The 17,947-nt window shown below is 43.2% G+C and carries 15 protein-coding genes and 2 pseudogenes; 11 read left to right on the top strand and 6 right to left on the bottom strand.

The genetic code is table 11. The annotated features are described in order from the left end of the window. Window positions 1-17 precede the first annotated feature (17 nt). From psaA to RIM23_RS08730, 4 genes are all read left to right on the top strand, one after another. A complete protein-coding gene (gene psaA / locus RIM23_RS08745) occupies window positions 18-2,273 on the top strand; it encodes a photosystem I core protein PsaA (RefSeq protein WP_446366265.1) in 2,256 nt (751 codons plus the stop codon). A gap of 155 nt (window positions 2,274-2,428) precedes the next feature. Beyond that, window positions 2,429-4,657 carry a photosystem I core protein PsaB gene (psaB, locus tag RIM23_RS08740; protein ID WP_446366263.1) on the top strand — a complete coding sequence of 743 codons (2,229 nt, stop codon included), beginning with the start codon at window positions 2,429-2,431 and terminating at the stop codon, window positions 4,655-4,657. A gap of 513 nt (window positions 4,658-5,170) precedes the next feature. Further along, on the top strand, window positions 5,171-7,297 hold the full coding sequence (locus tag RIM23_RS08735; protein ID WP_446366261.1) for a GNAT family N-acetyltransferase: 2,127 nt from the start codon (window positions 5,171-5,173) through the stop codon (window positions 7,295-7,297). 20 nt (window positions 7,298-7,317) lie between these two features. Next, window positions 7,318-7,815 carry an ASCH domain-containing protein gene (locus tag RIM23_RS08730; RefSeq protein ID WP_446366259.1) on the top strand — a complete coding sequence of 166 codons (498 nt, stop codon included), beginning with the start codon at window positions 7,318-7,320 and terminating at the stop codon, window positions 7,813-7,815. A gap of 336 nt (window positions 7,816-8,151) precedes the next feature. Here the strand turns inward: RIM23_RS08730 and RIM23_RS08725 are convergent, their stop codons facing one another. Continuing rightward, window positions 8,152-8,364 carry a helix-turn-helix domain-containing protein gene (locus RIM23_RS08725; protein ID WP_446366257.1) on the bottom strand — a complete coding sequence of 71 codons (213 nt, stop codon included), beginning with the start codon at window positions 8,362-8,364 and terminating at the stop codon, window positions 8,152-8,154. A 210-nt stretch (window positions 8,365-8,574) separates the two neighbouring features. Beyond that, the gene (locus RIM23_RS08720) at window positions 8,575-8,787 is read right to left on the bottom strand and encodes a helix-turn-helix domain-containing protein (RefSeq protein ID WP_446356482.1); all 213 of its coding nucleotides are present in this window, start codon (window positions 8,785-8,787) and stop codon (window positions 8,575-8,577) included. Window positions 8,788-8,928: 141 nt separating this feature from the next. On the opposite strand from RIM23_RS08720, the gene RIM23_RS08715 reads away from it, so the two are divergent. The 4 genes from RIM23_RS08715 (at window position 8,929) to RIM23_RS08700 (ending at window position 11,855) form a co-directional block, all read left to right on the top strand. Further along, entirely contained in the window at window positions 8,929-9,399 is a 471-nt protein-coding gene (locus RIM23_RS08715) for a hypothetical protein (RefSeq protein WP_446366255.1), read from the top strand. A 245-nt stretch (window positions 9,400-9,644) separates the two neighbouring features. Next, a complete protein-coding gene (locus tag RIM23_RS08710) occupies window positions 9,645-10,736 on the top strand; it encodes an AAA family ATPase (RefSeq protein ID WP_446366253.1) in 1,092 nt (363 codons plus the stop codon). Continuing rightward, window positions 10,736-11,017, top strand: a complete 282-nt coding sequence (locus RIM23_RS08705; RefSeq protein ID WP_446366251.1) for a DUF3226 domain-containing protein — start codon at window positions 10,736-10,738, stop codon at window positions 11,015-11,017. Before RIM23_RS08710 ends, RIM23_RS08705 begins: the two co-directional genes overlap by 1 nt. A gap of 460 nt (window positions 11,018-11,477) precedes the next feature. Next, window positions 11,478-11,855: a DUF3226 domain-containing protein gene (locus tag RIM23_RS08700; protein WP_446366285.1), complete on the top strand. Its 378-nt coding sequence runs from the start codon at window positions 11,478-11,480 to the stop codon at window positions 11,853-11,855. A gap of 85 nt (window positions 11,856-11,940) precedes the next feature. On the opposite strand, the gene RIM23_RS08695 is transcribed toward RIM23_RS08700, so the two are convergent. From RIM23_RS08695 to RIM23_RS08685, 3 genes and pseudogenes are all read right to left on the bottom strand, one after another. Then, the gene (locus RIM23_RS08695) at window positions 11,941-13,203 is read right to left on the bottom strand and encodes a hypothetical protein (RefSeq protein ID WP_446366249.1); all 1,263 of its coding nucleotides are present in this window, start codon (window positions 13,201-13,203) and stop codon (window positions 11,941-11,943) included. 129 nt (window positions 13,204-13,332) lie between these two features. Continuing rightward, window positions 13,333-14,280 (bottom strand): annotated as a pseudogene (locus RIM23_RS08690) (RNA-guided endonuclease InsQ/TnpB family protein); the annotation flags it as partial. After that, window positions 14,229-14,360 (bottom strand): helix-turn-helix domain-containing protein, encoded by a 132-nt coding sequence (locus tag RIM23_RS08685; RefSeq protein ID WP_446366247.1) that lies wholly within the window; start codon window positions 14,358-14,360, stop codon window positions 14,229-14,231. The pseudogene RIM23_RS08690 and the gene RIM23_RS08685, both read right to left, overlap by 52 nt. 111 nt (window positions 14,361-14,471) lie before the next feature. Here RIM23_RS08685 and RIM23_RS08680 point away from each other — a divergent pair, with 111 nt between their 5' ends. The 3 genes and pseudogenes from RIM23_RS08680 to RIM23_RS08670 all read left to right on the top strand — a co-directional run. Next, window positions 14,472-16,376 (top strand): dynamin family protein, encoded by a 1,905-nt coding sequence (locus RIM23_RS08680; RefSeq protein ID WP_446366245.1) that lies wholly within the window; start codon window positions 14,472-14,474, stop codon window positions 16,374-16,376. A 238-nt stretch (window positions 16,377-16,614) separates the two neighbouring features. Then, window positions 16,615-17,265, top strand: a complete 651-nt coding sequence (locus RIM23_RS08675; protein ID WP_446366243.1) for a hypothetical protein — start codon at window positions 16,615-16,617, stop codon at window positions 17,263-17,265. 105 nt (window positions 17,266-17,370) lie between these two features. Next, window positions 17,371-17,646: pseudogene (locus RIM23_RS08670) on the top strand (Uma2 family endonuclease); the annotation flags it as partial. 102 nt (window positions 17,647-17,748) lie between these two features. Here the strand turns inward: RIM23_RS08670 and RIM23_RS08665 are convergent. Beyond that, entirely contained in the window at window positions 17,749-17,934 is a 186-nt protein-coding gene (locus RIM23_RS08665) for a zinc ribbon domain-containing protein (protein WP_446366283.1), read from the bottom strand. Between the last annotated feature and the right edge of the window lie 13 nt (window positions 17,935-17,947).

Raw genomic sequence — 17,947 nt, 5'->3', positions numbered from 1 at the left:
TAGAGAGGAGACTCCTGATGACAATCAGCCCTCCTGAGCGGGACACGAAGGCAAAGGTAACGGTTGATAAAGATCCAGTTCCTACTTCATTTGAGAAGTGGTCTAAACCTGGTCATTTTGACCGTACCCTAGCCAAGGGACCAAAAACCACTACGTGGATTTGGAACCTGCACGCGAACGCTCATGATTTCGATAGTCATACCAGTGACCTAGAAGATGTATCGCGCAAAATTTTTAGCGCTCACTTCGGTCACTTAGCGGTTATTTTTGTCTGGTTGAGCGGCATGTATTTCCATGGCGCTCGGTTTTCCAACTACGAAGCTTGGCTTACTGATCCAATCCATATCAAGCCAAGTGCTCAAGTGGTCTGGCCCATTGTGGGTCAAGACATTTTAAATGCGGATGTCGGTGGCGGCTTCCACGGCATTCAAATCACGTCAGGATTCTTCCAAATCTGGCGTGCATCTGGAATCACAAATGAATTCCAACTCTACTGCACCGCCATTGGTGGTCTAGTCATGGCAGCCCTGATGCTGTTTGCTGGCTGGTTCCACTACCACAAGCGGGCGCCCAAGTTGGAATGGTTTCAGAATGTAGAGTCCATGATGAACCACCACTTAGCTGGATTGTTAGGTTGTGGATCATTAGGTTGGGCGGGTCACCAGATACACGTCTCTTTGCCGATCAACAAGCTACTCGATGCTGGGGTTGCTCCTAAAGATATTCCCCTGCCTCACGAGTTCATCCTGAACAAGAGCTTGATGGCAGAGTTATATCCCAGTTTCGAGCAAGGGTTGAAGCCGTTCTTCACCCTGAACTGGGGGGTATATTCGGACTTCCTAACCTTTAAAGGTGGCTTAAACCCAACGACGGGTGGCTTGTGGCTCTCAGACACCGCGCATCACCACTTAGCGATCGCGGTTCTGTTCATCATCGCCGGTCACTTCTACCGGACGAACTGGGGAATTGGTCATAGCTTTAAGGAAGTTCTGGAAGCTCATAAAGGTCCCTTTACCGGTCAAGGTCACAAAGGGATGTATGAGATCTTCACCACCTCCTGGCATGCTCAACTGTCCTGGAACTTAGCGCTGCTCGGTTCGCTGACCATTATCGTGGCGCATCACATGTACGCGATGCCTCCCTATCCGTACTTAGCCACCGATTATGGGACGCAGTTATCCATTTTTACCCACCACATGTGGATTGGTGCCTTCTGTATCGTTGGGGGTGCTGCTCACGCGGGAATCTTCATGGTGCGGGACTATGATCCCAATATTCATGTGGATAACCTATTGGATCGGGTACTTCGTCACCGGGATGCGATCATTTCTCACCTAAACTGGGTTTGTATCTTCCTTGGCTTCCACAGCTTTGGTCTGTACGTTCACAACGACACGATGCGGGCTTTTGGTCGTCCTCAAGATATGTTCTCCGATACGGGAATCCAGTTGCAACCGATATTTGCCCAGTGGGTACAAAATATCCATACCCTAGCGCCTGGAGGAACTGCGCCTAATGCGTTGGAACCCGTTAGCTATGCCTTTGGTGGCGGGATTGTCGCAGTGGGTGGCAAAGTGGCAATGATGCCAATTGCGTTGGGAACGGCGGACTTTATGATCCACCATATTCACGCCTTCCAGATTCATGTCACCGCACTGATTCTGCTCAAAGGTGTGCTATATGCCCGGAACTCTCGTTTGATTCCTGACAAATCTGCACTCGGTTTCCGCTTCCCCTGCGATGGCCCAGGTCGGGGTGGTACTTGCCAAGTATCGGCTTGGGATCACGTCTTCCTCGGTCTGTTCTGGATGTATAACTGCATCTCGATTGTAATTTTCCACTTTAGCTGGAAGATGCAGTCCGATGTTTGGGGAACGGTCGCACCGGATGGTACCGTGTCTCATATCACGGGCGGTAACTTTGCCGCAAGCGCAATTACGATTAACGGTTGGTTGCGTGACTTCCTCTGGGCGCAAGCCTCTCAGGTGATCAACTCCTACGGCACAGCGTTGTCAGCTTATGGCATCCTGTTCTTAGGCGCTCACTTTGTTTGGGCATTCAGCTTGATGTTCCTGTTCAGTGGTCGCGGCTACTGGCAAGAGCTGATCGAATCCATCGTTTGGGCGCATAATAAACTAAAAGTGGCTCCAGCTATTCAGCCTCGCGCTCTGAGCATTATTCAGGGTCGGGCTGTGGGGGTAGCTCACTACCTCCTAGGAGGAATTGTCACCACTTGGGCATTCTTCCTGGCACGAATCCTAGCAGTAGGATGACGGCTGTTTGAATCGAAAGCACTATAAAGCAAGACAGCATGTCTTGCCTGTCTAGACCCTATCCCAACCTGGAACTTCGGTTCCAGGGGGTCACAAAAGACAGAAAACGAGCAGCAAAAGCATAAGTCTCTGTAGGATTTCCTAAAGAAAGACAGATGGCAACAAAATTTCCGAAATTTAGCCAGGATCTCGCTCAAGATCCGACTACACGTCGAATCTGGTACGGAATTGCCACCGCCCATGACTTTGAGAGCCATGATGGCATGACGGAGGAAAATCTTTATCAGAAGATTTTCGCCTCTCACTTCGGTCATCTTGCAATCATTTTCCTGTGGACTTCTGGCAGTCTGTTCCACGTCGCCTGGCAAGGCAACTTTGAACAGTGGATTAAAGATCCGCTCAACGTCCGTCCGATCGCACACGCGATTTGGGACCCTCAATTCGGTCAACCGGCTGTCGATGCGTTTACTCAAGCCGGTGCGTCAAATCCTGTTGATATTGCTTACTCTGGGGTGTACCACTGGTGGTACACCGTGGGGATGCGGACAAATGGGGATCTGTATCAAGGGGCATTATTCCTCTTGGTGCTATCTGCCGTCTTCCTGTTTGCAGGTTGGCTGCACTTACAACCCAAGTTCCGTCCTAGCTTGGCTTGGTTTAAAAATGCTGAGTCTCGCCTAAACCACCACTTAGCGGGTTTGTTTGGGGTGAGTTCCTTAGCATGGACAGGTCACCTGGTTCACGTTGCGATTCCCGAAGCTCGGGGACAGCATGTTGGCTGGGATAACTTCCTGTCCGTCAAGCCACACCCAGCGGGTTTAGGTCCGTTTTTCACGGGGAACTGGGGCGTTTATGCCCAGAATCCAGATACGGCAAACCATATTTTTGGTACCTCTGAAGGCGCCGGGTCTGCGATTCTCACCTTCTTAGGTGGGTTCCATCCCCAGACCGAATCCCTGTGGCTGACCGATATTGCTCACCACCACCTAGCGATCGCTGTCTTGTTTATCATTGCAGGTCACATGTACCGGACAAACTTCGGTATTGGACACAGCATGAAAGACATCATGGCAGCGCACAATCCCCCACCGGGAACTCCGTTTGGTGGCATGTTGGGTGAAGGTCACAAAGGAATCTACGACACCTATAACAACTCGCTGCACTTCCAGTTAGGCTGGCATTTGGCTTGCTTAGGGGTAGTGACCTCGCTGGTGGCGCAACACATGTATTCCTTGCCGCCTTATGCCTTCATGGCGCGGGATTATACCACTCAGGCGGCGTTGTATACTCACCACCAATATATTGCGGGCTTCTTGATGGTTGGAGCCTTCGCCCACGGAGCGATCTTCCTGGTGCGGGACTACGACCCCGAAGCGAATAAGAACAATGTGTTGGCACGGGTATTGGCTCACAAGGAAGCAATCATCTCTCACTTGAGCTGGGTTTCCTTGTTCCTGGGATTCCACACATTGGGTCTGTATGTTCACAACGATGTGGTTGTGGCATTTGGGACTCCTGAAAAGCAAATTCTGATTGAACCGGTTTTTGCACAATGGATTCAGGCGGCTCACGGGAAGCTGCTCTATGGATTTGATACGCTGCTATCTAATCCTGATAGCATTGCGACTACAGCGTGGCCCAACTACGGGAACGTTTGGTTACCCGGTTGGTTAGATGCGATTAACGACGGTACGAACTCCCTGTTCCTGACCATTGGTCCGGGTGACTTCTTAGTTCACCACGCGATCGCACTCGGTCTGCATACCACCACTTTGATTTTGGTCAAAGGTGCGTTGGATGCCCGTGGTTCTAAGCTGATGCCGGATAAAAAAGACTTCGGCTACGCCTTCCCCTGCGACGGTCCCGGTCGTGGCGGCACTTGCGATATCTCCGCTTGGGACTCTTTCTATCTAGCGATGTTCTGGATGCTGAATACCATTGGTTGGGTGACCTTCTACTGGCACTGGAAGCATCTAGGAATATGGCAAGGCAACGTAGCCACATTTAATCAGAACTCAACCTATCTGATGGGTTGGCTACGTGACTACCTCTGGCTGAACTCCTCTCAGCTAATTAACGGGTACAACCCGTATGGCACAAATAACCTGTCGGTTTGGGCTTGGATGTTCCTCTTAGGACACCTGATCTGGGCGACTGGTTTCATGTTCCTGATTAGCTGGCGTGGTTACTGGCAAGAACTGATTGAAACATTAGTTTGGGCGCACGAGCGCACGCCTCTGGCGAACCTGGTTCGTTGGAAGGATAAGCCAGTTGCTATGTCCATCGTTCAAGGTCGTGTGGTTGGTTTAGCTCACTTTACTGTGGGGTATATATTGACCTACGCGGCGTTTGTGATTGCCTCGACTGCGGGTAAGTTCGGTTAGCGAACTGAAGCTTTGTAGGTAATTAAATAAATCCCCTGCCTTCGGGTGGGGGATTTTTCGTTTTGGTTAATCTAGGCTTAGCGTTCGTGTTGTGGTAAGTCTTAGCGGAGGTTTCTGTCTCAGGAAGCCATTCACTGACAGAAAATTTGTTATGTTGGTTTGTGCTTCGTGATTTCAGGGTATCGCTGTTTCGTATAACACCGATACTGTTAAGCTAGGAAGAGTCAGTATGCGAGAATTAAAGAAAAAGCGAAAAATAAATGGAGCATAGGTAAAAAATCGCCAGATATAGCAGCAATCAGGTAGCTCTCTGATTATGAAGTCTCTAATTATGAAGAAACCTCAGCCCTTAGCCTGACTGTGTGGGTAAATTAAGCGGTCACGCATTTAAATTGGGAATGGGTAGCGAGCAAGATGCTCGCATTACAACGGTTTTGCCATTGTTGACATTAAGGTTTAAATGCCGAACACCTTAAACAGTAAGTACTTTTCAACATAAAAATGAGCAACCTAATGACAGGCAAGACACAACTAGAGATAAAGAGAATTGACCTCAACTCTGAGCATCTCAAAACTGTAATAGCTTTAGGGCGTCGTAATTCCTCAAGGCTTGGGTATATGCCTGATGGTGGATTTGCTGATTATGCAGCACAACGCCAGATCATTGTAGCTGTGAACTCAAAAGAGCAGTGTGTTGGGTACTTGATGTATCGGATTGTCAATCAACAGGTTCGTATTGTTCATCTCTGTGTGGATAAAAATCGTCGAGGTGAAGGAATTGCCAGAAAACTTTTTAGTTACCTACGCACAGAAACTAAAGATTTGTATGGAATTGGTTTATGGTGTCGTCGCGATTATCCAATAAATGGTATGTGGCACAGTTTCGGTTTTGTTCCTCAGACTGAAAAACCTGGAAATAACCAAGATAGACAACCTCTAACCTTTTGGTGGCTCTGTAATAAAGTACCTAGTTTAATTTCTATATTGGATCAGCAAAAGTTTGCATCTAAATTATGTGTGGCAATTGATGCAAATGTTTTTTATGATTTAGATACAGATGATAAAATAGACCAAGAAAGTAACGAATCAAAGTCTCTATTAGCAGACTGGTTACAGCCGGAATTGGAAATATGTTTAACAAAGGAAATATACAGCGAGATTTATCGAAATGAGGATAAGGAGGAAAGAGAGCGACTGCGTAGAATTGCAGAAACATTTACACAGTTAGATTGTAATCAAGAAGAATTGGAAACAGCACAACAACTCATCCGACCTTTTTTTAGAGAAAACCTGACATCAAGTCAAAGGTCTGATTTTTACCAACTAGCTAGAGCGATTGCTTCAGAAGTTCCGTTTTTTGTAACTCGCGATTATGAACTATTGGAACTTGAAGAGCAAGTGTATGAAAAGACTAAAATTTTGATTATTCGTCCAACTGATTTAATTATTAGACTAGATGAACTCCGTCTGCAATTGGAATATCAATCTCTCCGTTTAGCTGGAACATCAATTTACCAAAAACGGCTTAAAAGTAGACAGCAAAATCTGGTAACTGAAGTTTTTATTGCTTATGCTAAAAGTGAAAAAAGAAGCGATTTTGTCAGGCGATTACATAAGTTTCTTGCAGAACCAGAGCGATTTAAATGCTATATAATCTGGGATGCACAAGAAAATCCAGTAGCAACTATTGTATATGATAAACAAAAAGAATATGAACTGGGAATTCCTCTATTCAGAGTCAAAAATAATCGCTTGGCATCCACAATTGCGCGTCATTTAATTCTTTTATCCATCACAACTTCAACCAAGGAAGGACGACAGTTTACTAAAATTACTGATCCCTATTTAGAAGACGTAGTAATTGCAGCAATCCAGGATGATAAGTTTAGTAAGTTTAAAAAGGGATGGTTAAAAGCTAACTTAGCAATTACTAAAACTGTATCCGAGCTATCACTATATCTTACTCGTTTAGGAAATATGCAGGGAGAAGAGTATAATTTTTGCTTGAAAATTGCTGATACTCTAAAGACTGAACATTTATTGATAAATGATCATCAAGTTATTGCCGATATTGAAAAAATTCTATACCCGGCAAAAATTATTGATAGTACTCTTCCTAACTTTATTGTTCCAATTAAGCCTATATGGGCTGAAGCTCTATTTGATGAAAAATTAGCTAATCAAAGCTGTTTGGCAGGTTTAGAGAGTAGTCTGGAACTAGCATTAAGACGCGAATGTGTATTTTATCGGAAGGTAAAAAATTCACATGGCGTCCAGGCTCCAGGTCGGATATTATGGTATATTACTAAAGATAAACGTAGTTACTGCAATGAACAAATACAAACCATTCGAGCTTGCTCTCGTCTAGATGAAATTGTAGTTGATAAACCTAAAAATATTTATAAACAATTTAAGCGATTGGGCGTTTATACTTACAACGATGTTCTAGGGTGTGCCAATGATGACAAAAACGCTAACGTCATGGCTCTAAAATTCAGTGATACAGAGTTATTTAATACCCCTATATATCTGACAGATATTCAGTCAATGTTAGGGTGGAAAAGCTCCAGCTCAGTTCTATCACCTTATAAAATATCGAATAAAGATTTCTTTGACCTGTATAATAGAGGAATGTCATAATTAGGAGAATATAGGTTATTATGTCACTTCTATTGTCGCCAAATATTCTTGTATTATCTATTCGTTCTGAGTATGCCAAGAAGATATTTGATGGCAAGAAAGAAGTTGAACTCCGCCGAACTCGTCCTCGTTATTTGCGAGAAGGTGACTTAGTTCTTGTTTATGTACCATTTCCTGAAAAAGCTTTAGTTGGCGTATTTGAGGTAGAAAAAATTGTAGAAGAGCATCCTAATAAGCTTTGGAATATAGTCAAAGAAAAAGCTGGGCTGAGTCGTAAAGATTTTAAAAATTACTATAGAGATGCATCAGTTGGCTTTGGTATTTTTCTAAAAAATACTTGTTACTTCGGTCAACCTGTTAAGCTTGAACGCTTACGAGCGGAGTGGTCAGATTTTCGACCACCACAGTGTTATCGTTATGTCAAGCCAACTGAAATAGATCTTGTTGAATCTCTTACGCACCATAACCTAGTAAGTGTTTCTGATAAACCAAAATCGTATCAGTTGACTTTACTCTAACTGATGCACCAATATAACTTAATTATTCATTTTTACCGTATTATTTAATCCCCAAAGACAACGCTGACGGAAACTCCCGATTCATTATGTTACAATGCTGTACTAAAAATGAATGACAGTCGTTTTCAAGTTAATTGACTACAGACCATGATTGAGTAGACAAGCCAGTGGATAAAAATCTGTATTCCCTAAACGTGAAAAGTGCTGTAATTACTTACATGAGGATGTCAATCATGAGGATGTCAATTTTATCCAGTCAGTTAAAGCTGATTTGAGTTTTTAGCCTTGGGTTTCAACCCAAAGCGGTTGGTGAGATGGGTGGTTTAGCGCTCGCGTCTACTCCTCTAAAATCTCAACCAAGTCCTCAATCATCACATCAAAGGTTCGAGCCAACTTATAAATCGCGGTAAAGTCTACCATTGACAACTCGGAACGGCGAGCATAGCTTTTGACCGTGTTGTACATCACGCCAGAACGATCAGCAACCTCCTTGAGCGTCCAGCCTTTCTCAGCCGCCAGTTCTCGAATTTTCAGCCTGACTAAACCCATACTTGACTATCGGTGCAATTGCACCTTATGATAATTCTGATATATAAAGCTATCGCTCCCCCAGTCTCGCAAACCTAAGAGAGATCGCCCTTTCCACCTCATGAAATGGGAGGTATTTTCTATGTTATCAACACCTATCTCAAAAACACCCATCCTTGTCAACCGCTCCACAACTGAATCACAATTGCTAGCTTGGGGAGAGTTAAGCCGCTACTCTTCCACAATCTCAACCATATCCTCAACCATCACATCAAATGCGTAAGCTAGCTTCTGGACAGAAATAAAGTCAATCTTTGACATTCCAGGACAACGAGCATAATGTCTCACGGTGCTGTAAATGACGCCGGAACGCTCAGATACTTCCTTGAGTGTCCAACCTTTCTCTTGTGCAAATTCTCGAACCTTAAGCCTGACTCGCCCCATACTTGACAAGTGGTTGCATGCCGTCATTTAATGGATTAATCGGAAAAAGCGATCGCTCTTTCTGTCTGACAAACCTAAGAGCGATCGCGCAAACACCCCATTACAAGGGAATGACTTACCATTGCATGGGAATCAATTACTATGTTATCAACACATACCACAAAAACGCCCACCTTTGAAGCCTCAAAACTAAATTACAAATCCTCCACCCGTCACCCCCTGGCACGATTTGTCACCGTCGAGACAGTCGCCTTGCTGTTTAACCGCTCCCCCGACGAGATTTATCGCATCGAATGCTGGCAACATATCGTTTATGTTCACGGTAAAGGGTTGAGCCGATTCGTCAGCTACGCCGACTTTCCACCCATCCTGGAAGCTGAACCTCCCACCCCTCAAGACATGGTGCGTTGGCGCAAGCGCTGGAAGTCTCGAATTGCTCCAGAGTTTTGGACAATATTCTATAGATATCAGTTCAACCGAGCCAAAAGTGAGTCGCAATTGCTAGCGTGGGGACAATTTGTTGCTCTGGTAAAAGGATTGTTATCAACAGCCGCTTTACAACACCTGCGCCAAGCCTACCAGCTAGAACAATATTGGTGGCGTCACTTTTGACGACTGAATCTGGCTTAACCCAAGGAGAACCAAACCATGACAGATCAACGTGCGATCGCTTATTGGTTAGGATGCTCCCACTAGAGGCTTGGCATAAATCTTACCACTATTTCCCATGCGATCGCGTTTCCTGATTCTTCGGTAAATTCCAGCGTATTCCTCGCCTCATCATCACCCAGCTATGACCACAGTAACGATTAGCCTCTAAGATAATAAATAATCACTGCTCCTTTAGCTAAAAGTTTATGTTAAGTGATCTCACAATACAAAACTATCGCTGCTTCAAGGACTTTCATATCGACGGGTTAGCGCGAGTTAATTTACTCGTGGGTATGAATAATTGTGGTAAAACCACATTATTGGAAGCTGTGTATCTATTCGTTAATCAAGGCAATCCTCAGTGTTTAGGATATTTACTGTATAACCGAGGTGAACTGGTTGAGCGCTCCAGTTTTAGCCTGCCCGGTGAACCCCCGCGCCCTTTGTCTTACTATCAAATTAGCCATCTATTTTACGGTCATGCACCGAGCTTAAATTCAACAATCCGTTTTAGTTCAACCCAAGATAATAATTTACCAGTTGAAATCATTAGACAAAAAGCAGAGAAACCTAAAAATATAACTCCCTTTGAGTTGGTTGTTCGATTAAACTCAAAAGAGGTAACATATAATATTCCTGTATATTCGGATGATTTAATCGAATATAGATTACTGACATTTCCTGGATTTCCAAATCAATATTATGGTTCATCTAAGCTAGAAGACAAATTCACAAATAAAACTTGGTTTATTCCAACTAATAATTTAAACAATCAGAGTATAGCTGATATGTGGAATGATATTACTCTCACACCAAAAGAATATCAGGTAATCAACGCCTTAAAAATATTAGATGAAAATATAGAGCGAATTAGTTTTACAAACAAGCCAAACTTCAACAGTGGCATTTTGTGTAAGCGTAGTCAAGAAGAATATCCAATTCCTCTCAGTAGCATGGGCGAAGGAATGCGACGCATTTTAAACTTAGCCATGGCAGCCGTGACAGTTGAGAATGGTTTCTTGCTGATAGACGAAATTGAAACAGGTCTATATTATGAAGCCCAAACTGATATGTGGAGATTTATACTAAAAGTCGCCCATGAATTAAACATACAAGTTTTTGCGACAACTCATAGTTGGGACTGCATTTGTGCGTTTCAAGAAGCTTTGGATGAATTAGATAATCCATCAATGGGCAAATTATTTAGATTGAGTCGTAAGGGTGAAGAGATACGTCCGGTTGAATACGATTCTGAAAAATTGGGTGTTGCTGTGCGTCAAACTATTGAGGTGCGCTGATGCCAAAAAAACCAAAACCTCATCAGCTATTGGTTGAAGGAAAAAATGATCGCCATGTGATTTGGGCTTTGTGTAATCAATATCAGTTGCCAGAAACATTTTCTGTAGAAGTAGCGGAAGAAAAAGGAACAGAGGGGATAGAGGCACTTTTAGCTGGATTACCAGCTAGAATATTAGGAATTGTCGTTGATACAGATCAAAATTTACTGGCACGATGGCAAGCGGTACAAAATCGACTCATGGAGAGTCAACGACCCGCCGCTAACCCCTTAGGGGTATAGCGGGGGCTCTTCAAAGCCCTACGTTGACCAGTCTCCCTCAATCAAAGGCTTTTTGAGGGTAAGCGATATCTCGGTCACAACACCTACGAATGCGTGTCTAGCCAACTTAAGCCAGTTTGTAGCTCTGTTGTTCAGCATTAACTAGCAAGTACGGGTTTACGAGCCGTGTGCTGAGCGTAAAAAGCCAAGATATCAAAGACGAGGCACACTTAACCGGAGAAATCCGAGTTCGGCGGGAGTAATCCCAACCCCTATGCGTACAGGTTAAAAGCACGAGCTTGTAACTGCCCAAGCGAAAGGCAAATGCAATATGTCGAACGGTTGCAATTTAGTCCAAGGCGGTAGGGGTGATGCCGTTTTTTCTTTTTTTAATTTGATTCGCTGTCGCTCAACTTATTAGTTAGCGAATCCTTCCCCGGACGCTGATCTTTGGTGGTACAGGCATCCGCCCCCTTGCCGCATTTTAGGTGGATATCAGGCGATTCCGACAGTACCTCCTCCAGATGGCTGGGTGTATACACAACCAGACAAACCTAAAATAGGCATTTGGTTAATGCCTGATAATCAACTTCCTGGAATGTTGGAAGATTTTGTTGCCCATCTAATTCCGACTGATGATAGTTTGCGTCCAAAAGCCGAGGCAATTTTGCAAGAGATTGAACAGTTGAAATTGAATCGTTACACGCCAATTCATCATCCCAAAGCCTTAATTCATACGTGGTTAGCTTGGCAAGAAACACCGGGAATGCCAATGGGACAAGCCATTACTGCACAGGTACTGAGTTATAATGCTGAAATCGCGAACAAGTTTGTTGAATGGTTAAAACGTCTATTTTAGTTAGCGGATACTTCAGAATAAAGGTGACAAATTAAGCGTTAATGATCAATGAAAAATGTTGCGTATTCTTGACATTTAGTTCTGTCTATTCTGCTGATTCATCTCTGACTTGAAAATACCAGTAGAGGTTAGCAACGGCTAAGTTTGAGGCTTTTTCTAGGTTTGCCGGGACTAAGGTTTTGTAACCCGCGATCGCAGCTTGTTGAGTGATGTACGTTTCCCACTCTTGACGTAACTTAGGTTTGATCATAAATTGCAGTTGGTTAAGCAAAGATGAGGGATGAGATTTTTGCTTTAAGTTCTCATAGAGTAATTGTTCGGGGGGTTCTGCTAAGACGTTTGGATCTGCACTGGCTTCTGGGGTAGCTGTGGCGTCTAAGTTGCTCAAGTCGGCACTTTGAAGCAGTTTGACTTCCGATGGAGGAAGCGAGCGCATCCAATCGACCTGATTTTGCCAAGACTCCAGTACGACTAAATCATGGTCATGAATTCGGGTGAGTTCAGGGAAGAGAAAATCTAACTCGTCTTCGGTATCACAGCGTTCAATTACAGTGAGGGCATCTTGACGGATTTTATCCTGGAGATGAGAGAGGCGATCGCTCACGGCGGCTAACTCATTTTGCTGTTGATAGGAGAGTGCGATCGTCTGATCAATTGCCCAAGCACATTCATATCTTCGCAGTTGTCCGGCGGCACAGGTTTCTGATAATAGGCGAGGATTGTTATAGTCGCCTAATGCTTCTGATAATGTCTGCCGTGCATTGGCTAAGTCAGCGTTTCTGATACTTGTATCTTGGCAGGACATAGCAGTTTTCATCAGCTTGGTTGCTTCTAAGAACCGTTCATAAGACTGAATTAAGACTAAACGATGCTGTTCAAATTTAATATCCTGGGCAACTTCGTCAATGTGTTGGATTATTTCTGTCCCTTGGTCTTTTAGGGCTTTTTTGAGGTCAATAAAGCCGTCTCGAACATCAAGCTTTAGTTGTTTTACGTCTTGCCTCAGCTTCAAAGTCTGCCACAGGTTCACGGCTGACAGTGCCACCGTCGCTACAGTTCCCACACCAATCATGGCTGTCGTGGCTTGCAGAACTCCCAAACTAGCTCGGACAGCTTGAAATCCTCGGTGCATTTGATACATCTGTCCTGCACTCATTGCCATCTGGGGAACAGCAACTAGCGGATTCAACGCAGCACCACTATTATTCAGGAGACTGACTGCATGACCAACAAACTGACCTGTTGCTGCATCTCTCGCCACACCTATGGGGACTCCTGCGGATAAGACTTGGGCGTACTTGCCAGCAGCAAGACCAGCCTGAATTGCCGGGGGAAATTGAAACAGCATTGTTCTGTCTGAGTGGAAGTTCTTTTCTTAGAGCTTAACCTGTCGTATTAAGAAAAATCACTATGTTTATCGAAACTTTAAACACTTGGAGAGAAAACTAGGCAATACTAGAGGTGACATCCTCCCGCATCATAATCTTTGATTTGATGCGGGCTTCCTTACCTCACGATAAGGCATTGCTCCCCTACGCCAGTTATCTAGGCTCATCGCCCCCGACACCTCGACTTGAGAGCCAATTTCTTGCTTTTCCAGAGTCCCTGGATACGTTTCTAGTCCACGATTGAGCAGTTCTTGAGCCGAAGCGATATCTCTGTCCACTTCATAGCGACATTCAGGGCAAGAATGAACTCGATCAGAGAGTTCTTTTCTCACTTCGATTCGGCAATTTGGGCAAGTTTGAGAAGTTCCTTTATGGTCTACTTCTCCAACAAATACTCCTCGCTTCTTGCCAACAAACTTTAGGATAGAGCGAAACTGTCCAAACCCTGCATCAATCGTGTGTTTTCCCAAGAAACCTTTCGCCATAATGCGGAAATCAATGTCTTCGACAAAGATGGTATCCGCCATGTCGCAAAGCTTATGGGCAAGTTTATATTGATAATCTTTCCGCTTGAATGCGATATGATTATGCTGCAACTCTACCTTTTTTCTAGCTTTCTCGTAGTTTTTGGAACGCTTCTGCTTCTTCGCTAACCGATGTTGTAGCACTTTCAGCCGACTTTGTTCAGTTTTGAAGAATTTGCGCCCAGGCTCAGAGTAGCCATCGCTGGTTGCCAAGTAGGAAAGCAGCCCTACATCAACCCCAATGGCATGACCATGAGGGTAAGGTTCTGGAATCTCGACATCTGAGTACAGAGAGATAACTGCAAACCATCCCATCGCCTTTTTGACCACCCGCACTTGTTTGACTACAAACCCGTCAGGGATAGGTCGATGCAGGTTGATTTCGACTTTCCCTAATTTGGGAAGTTGAATATGCCAACCTGTAATCGGGTTGGTTTTGAACTGCGGAAATACCATCGACTTCATTTGTCCGACTTTCTTGAAGCGAGGGAAACCATACCCTCTGTGCCTAAAAACAGCGTTTCCAACCACTCGTCGAGAAGTTGGGTTTGCTGTTGGTCGGGTTTGATACGGTAGGTGTAGTTTAGAATCATGAAGTGAGGCTGAAAAAGCTTGGATTGCCCAGAAACGTCAGGAACTTGAGCAGCTACAGAAAGATATCGATGCAATTCCCTCTATCAGTTTGAAAAACTTAGAAAATAATCATGATCTTGCCACAGAGTAAACCACAATATAGCATTCTATCATTTTCTGATTTTCAAAAATACAAGGAAAAATTATCTGATGATATTTGTAGCCAATTGGATGAGATATTCAAGGATTGTAGTCAACGAGATCAAGATTTTAATCCTCTGTTATCAGAAATAGTTCAATTACGGCAAAAATTACAATCTCAGCAATTTAGATTATCAATAGTCGGAGAGTTCAGTCGAGGAAAATCTACTCTAATCAATGCTTTAGTAGGTGAACAAATACAACCTGTTCGGGCAATTGCTTGTAGTGGAGCAATTACCGTATTGAAACATGGCTCGAAGAAGCGAATTGTATGCCATTATAAAAATGGGCAAAAGAAAGAAGTATCTTTTGAAGAGTATCTAAGTTTAGCGACTCTTTCAAAAGAAGCAGCACGTAAACATCGAAGCGATGAACTAGCTCGTTCTCAGATAGAAGAAATAATCTTTGAACATCCAAATTTAGAGTTCTGCCAAAATGGTGTAGAGATTGTCGATTCTCCAGGGTTAAACGAACACCCAGAGCGTGCAACCATTACTCAAAAATTACTGAAGAATACTGATGCCGTAATTTTCCTGACGTTTGCCTCAGCTCTCCTGTCAGAGACAGAACGTGAATTAATTGATGAGTTGAAAGAGCAACTTTCTGGAGGTAGCAAGCAAGAACCTGCTAGGAATTTGTTTATAGTAGTCAACAAAATGGATGACCTAGATTCTGATGAGGATCGGCAGGATGTAAAGGATTCGGTAGAAGAATTTGCTTATGGTGAATATCCTGTCTTGGCTGGGCAAAACCGCATTCATTTCATCTCAGCGAAAGCAGCACTAGAAGCTAAGTGTAACAATAATCGGAATGACTATATTGATAGCTTTGAGGAATTTACTAAATCCCTTGAATATTTTTTAATTAATGAACGTGGTAATACTGAGCTTAACTACAGCTTTGTTAAGCTGGGGGAAATAATTCAAAATGGGTGGTTTTTTTTAGATGAATATGAAGTAAAATTAAATCAAAATACAAAAAATACTGAGACAAAACAACAAGCTTTAATCGAGCAAATTGGGGAACTAAGCGGACAAAGCGTCAGACTTGAGATTTTGATAAAAAGATGGATAAAGGAACTAGAGATACCTTTAAGAAAGCAGCTAAAGAGTTCTTGGAATAAATGGATTCGTTTATCCTTATTTGATGATTTAAAGGAAAAGTCTAAGAAATGGGAATCTGACGGTGACGTAGTTTGGAAGCAAGAGGAAGTAGTTGAAGACTATACTGACAAATTTAAAGATGATTTAATAAATGCAATTATTGAGTGGGGTCAGCAAAACAAAAACAGCATAGATTTCAATATTAAAAGTTTAGATGATCGAATATTAAATGAATTAAAATCATTAGGCAGTTCAAAACTCTCTAGTGTTAACCTTGAAAAGGTATTTCTTCAGCAACTTCCTTACGAATTTAAATTTAAGGTGGATAAAAAAGCAGGGTATGGCGATTTTTTACCCTGGATAGGTACTCTGTTTTTTGTTGGGCTTCTTTTTGGAAGTGATGATTCTATCCGGAATCAGATAAGAGAAGAAGTAATTAAAAAAGGTTTGGAGCAATTTTATAAAATTCAATCTACAATTTTTCAAAAACTTTATGAAACTGTTACCATAACTTTTGAAACCAGGATTGAAAGAGTCAAGGAAATTATGACTCAAGTAATGAATGGCGTGCAAGCAGACTTAGATAACCAAGATAAAGAATACAAAAAAATACTTCGATTCTGTGAAGCTGAAAAAGCATGGATCTACCAGAAGCGTCAGGAACTTGAACAGGTACAGAATAATATTGATGTAATTATCCAGAATAAAAAGACTATTGAACATGAACACTAAACTCGTTAAATCTCTCATCCAACTTATCCTATCTCTCTCGAAATAAGAGCGTAATTTACTTGAGGAAAAGCTGTTTTTTGAATCATCAAACCCTTCAACTGGTGACTTGATGCAAATGGCTCAAAAGGGTGGCTCCTTTAACTTCCTGTACGATGAACCCGATTTGTATACTCAAGGGTGATGGGGAACCAACCTAATGTCTGTCAAAAAAGGAGATATTGTTTGAGGACTGCTATTATTGTTAACACCATTTATTGAGCGTTGGCGATCAGCCATCATTATGAGCAAAGCCAGGATTCTTGACCCATCCGAGAGCTATACCTTCAGTAAATATGCCCAATTAGCCTACGATAGCGCCGATATCCTCGCTGAATTCGGTGTTACCCTCAAAAATAGCTCACTCCAACTTCCACAGCAGTTACCAATCGATCTACAACCACTGAGAACAGAACTGCAAGAAAATCTCACTTTGGTAGATCCTGTTTCCGAGATGGCTAGACGTGAAGCACTGATCTTTCCGATTCTCAAGACGATTTGTAAGTTTATCCAAGTACCACTCAAAATTGAATATCCTGTGCGAGTGAGCAATTGGCTCAAAGGCAGTTTTGATTATTTCATTCCTACCGAACAAAATTTATTAGTCGTTGAAGCGAAAAATGCCGATTTAGCAAGAGGTTTTACTCAGTTGGCGGTAGAATTGATTGCCCTCGATCAATGGACTGATTCAACAGTTCCTATGCTCTACGGCACTGTAACAACAGGGGATACCTGGAAATTTGGTATTTTTCAGCGTCAAGAAAAAATAGTTCACAAAGATATCAACACATACGCCATTCCTAGCGATCTGAAGTTGGTGCTTTCTGTTCTATTTGGTATAAGTTTGAGTTAGGTGGAGATTGTGCTAGTTTCAGCATATCTTAGTGTTACTGTTTTTCCAATACAGTTAGGGTGACACAAATCGTTACAATAAAGGCAGTGGATTTTCGGAAAACCTATGACGGCAACATTGCTTGCGCCACCGGATGAAATTATTCACCTGTCGGGGATTAGCTGGCAGACTTATGAAACGCTCCTAGAGGAATTGTGCGATCGCCGCCTCCGCCTCACCTATAATCGTGGCAGTCTAGAAATCATGGCTCCTTCTCTAGAACACGAATTAAGTAAAACGGTTATGGGGCGCTTCGTAGAAACTCTAGCTGAAGAGACAAACCTCCCGATTTATCCGCTTGGCTCAACAACCCTCAAACGTCCTGAACTGAGTGGTGCAGAACAAAAGATTATTTGGAATTGGTTAGAGCATTTCGGAGTTGGGTAAGACGTAAAATGGCTGAATAGTCAACTGCCCCACCCACTTTTGGGATGGGGCTTGTAACTAGGCGAGATTACTCTCGCCCGAAACATAGGGCGCATTGACTGACGCCTGCTCCTCGGTCCCACGTTGGGTAGAAGAGAGAATGTAATCGTCTCGGACATTAAGAGCAGCATTAAGGTCAGCGTGAGTCTGATAGCCACAGTTTTTACAACAGAAGCGAGACTTGTTACGATTTGTCCGCCTGATGTGTTTGCAGACA

The organism is Coleofasciculus sp. G3-WIS-01 (genome assembly GCF_040223135.1).
GTDB lineage: Bacteria > Cyanobacteriota > Cyanobacteriia > Cyanobacteriales > Coleofasciculaceae > Coleofasciculus.
The sequence above is the reverse complement of the archived record's forward strand: the minus strand, read 5'-3'. Positions and strand labels throughout refer to the sequence as shown.

Excerpts from the sequence above, each read along its gene's own strand:
- RIM23_RS08695 (WP_446366249.1), bottom strand. The coding sequence starts at position 13,203 with ATGCTGTTTCAATTTCCCCCGGCAATTCAGGCTGGTCTTGCTGCTGGC.
- RIM23_RS08715 (WP_446366255.1), top strand. The coding sequence starts at position 8,929 with ATGTTATCAACACATACCACAAAAACGCCCACCTTTGAAGCCTCAAAA.
- RIM23_RS08685 (WP_446366247.1), bottom strand. The coding sequence starts at position 14,360 with ATGATTCTAAACTACACCTACCGTATCAAACCCGACCAACAGCAAACC.
- RIM23_RS08720 (WP_446356482.1), bottom strand. The coding sequence starts at position 8,787 with ATGGGGCGAGTCAGGCTTAAGGTTCGAGAATTTGCACAAGAGAAAGGT.
- RIM23_RS08705 (WP_446366251.1), top strand. The coding sequence starts at position 10,736 with ATGCCAAAAAAACCAAAACCTCATCAGCTATTGGTTGAAGGAAAAAAT.
- psaA (WP_446366265.1), top strand. The coding sequence starts at position 18 with ATGACAATCAGCCCTCCTGAGCGGGACACGAAGGCAAAGGTAACGGTT.
- RIM23_RS08680 (WP_446366245.1), top strand. The coding sequence starts at position 14,472 with ATGATCTTGCCACAGAGTAAACCACAATATAGCATTCTATCATTTTCT.
- RIM23_RS08735 (WP_446366261.1), top strand. The coding sequence starts at position 5,171 with ATGACAGGCAAGACACAACTAGAGATAAAGAGAATTGACCTCAACTCT.
- RIM23_RS08710 (WP_446366253.1), top strand. The coding sequence starts at position 9,645 with ATGTTAAGTGATCTCACAATACAAAACTATCGCTGCTTCAAGGACTTT.
- RIM23_RS08725 (WP_446366257.1), bottom strand. The coding sequence starts at position 8,364 with ATGGGTTTAGTCAGGCTGAAAATTCGAGAACTGGCGGCTGAGAAAGGC.
- psaB (WP_446366263.1), top strand. The coding sequence starts at position 2,429 with ATGGCAACAAAATTTCCGAAATTTAGCCAGGATCTCGCTCAAGATCCG.
- RIM23_RS08730 (WP_446366259.1), top strand. The coding sequence starts at position 7,318 with ATGTCACTTCTATTGTCGCCAAATATTCTTGTATTATCTATTCGTTCT.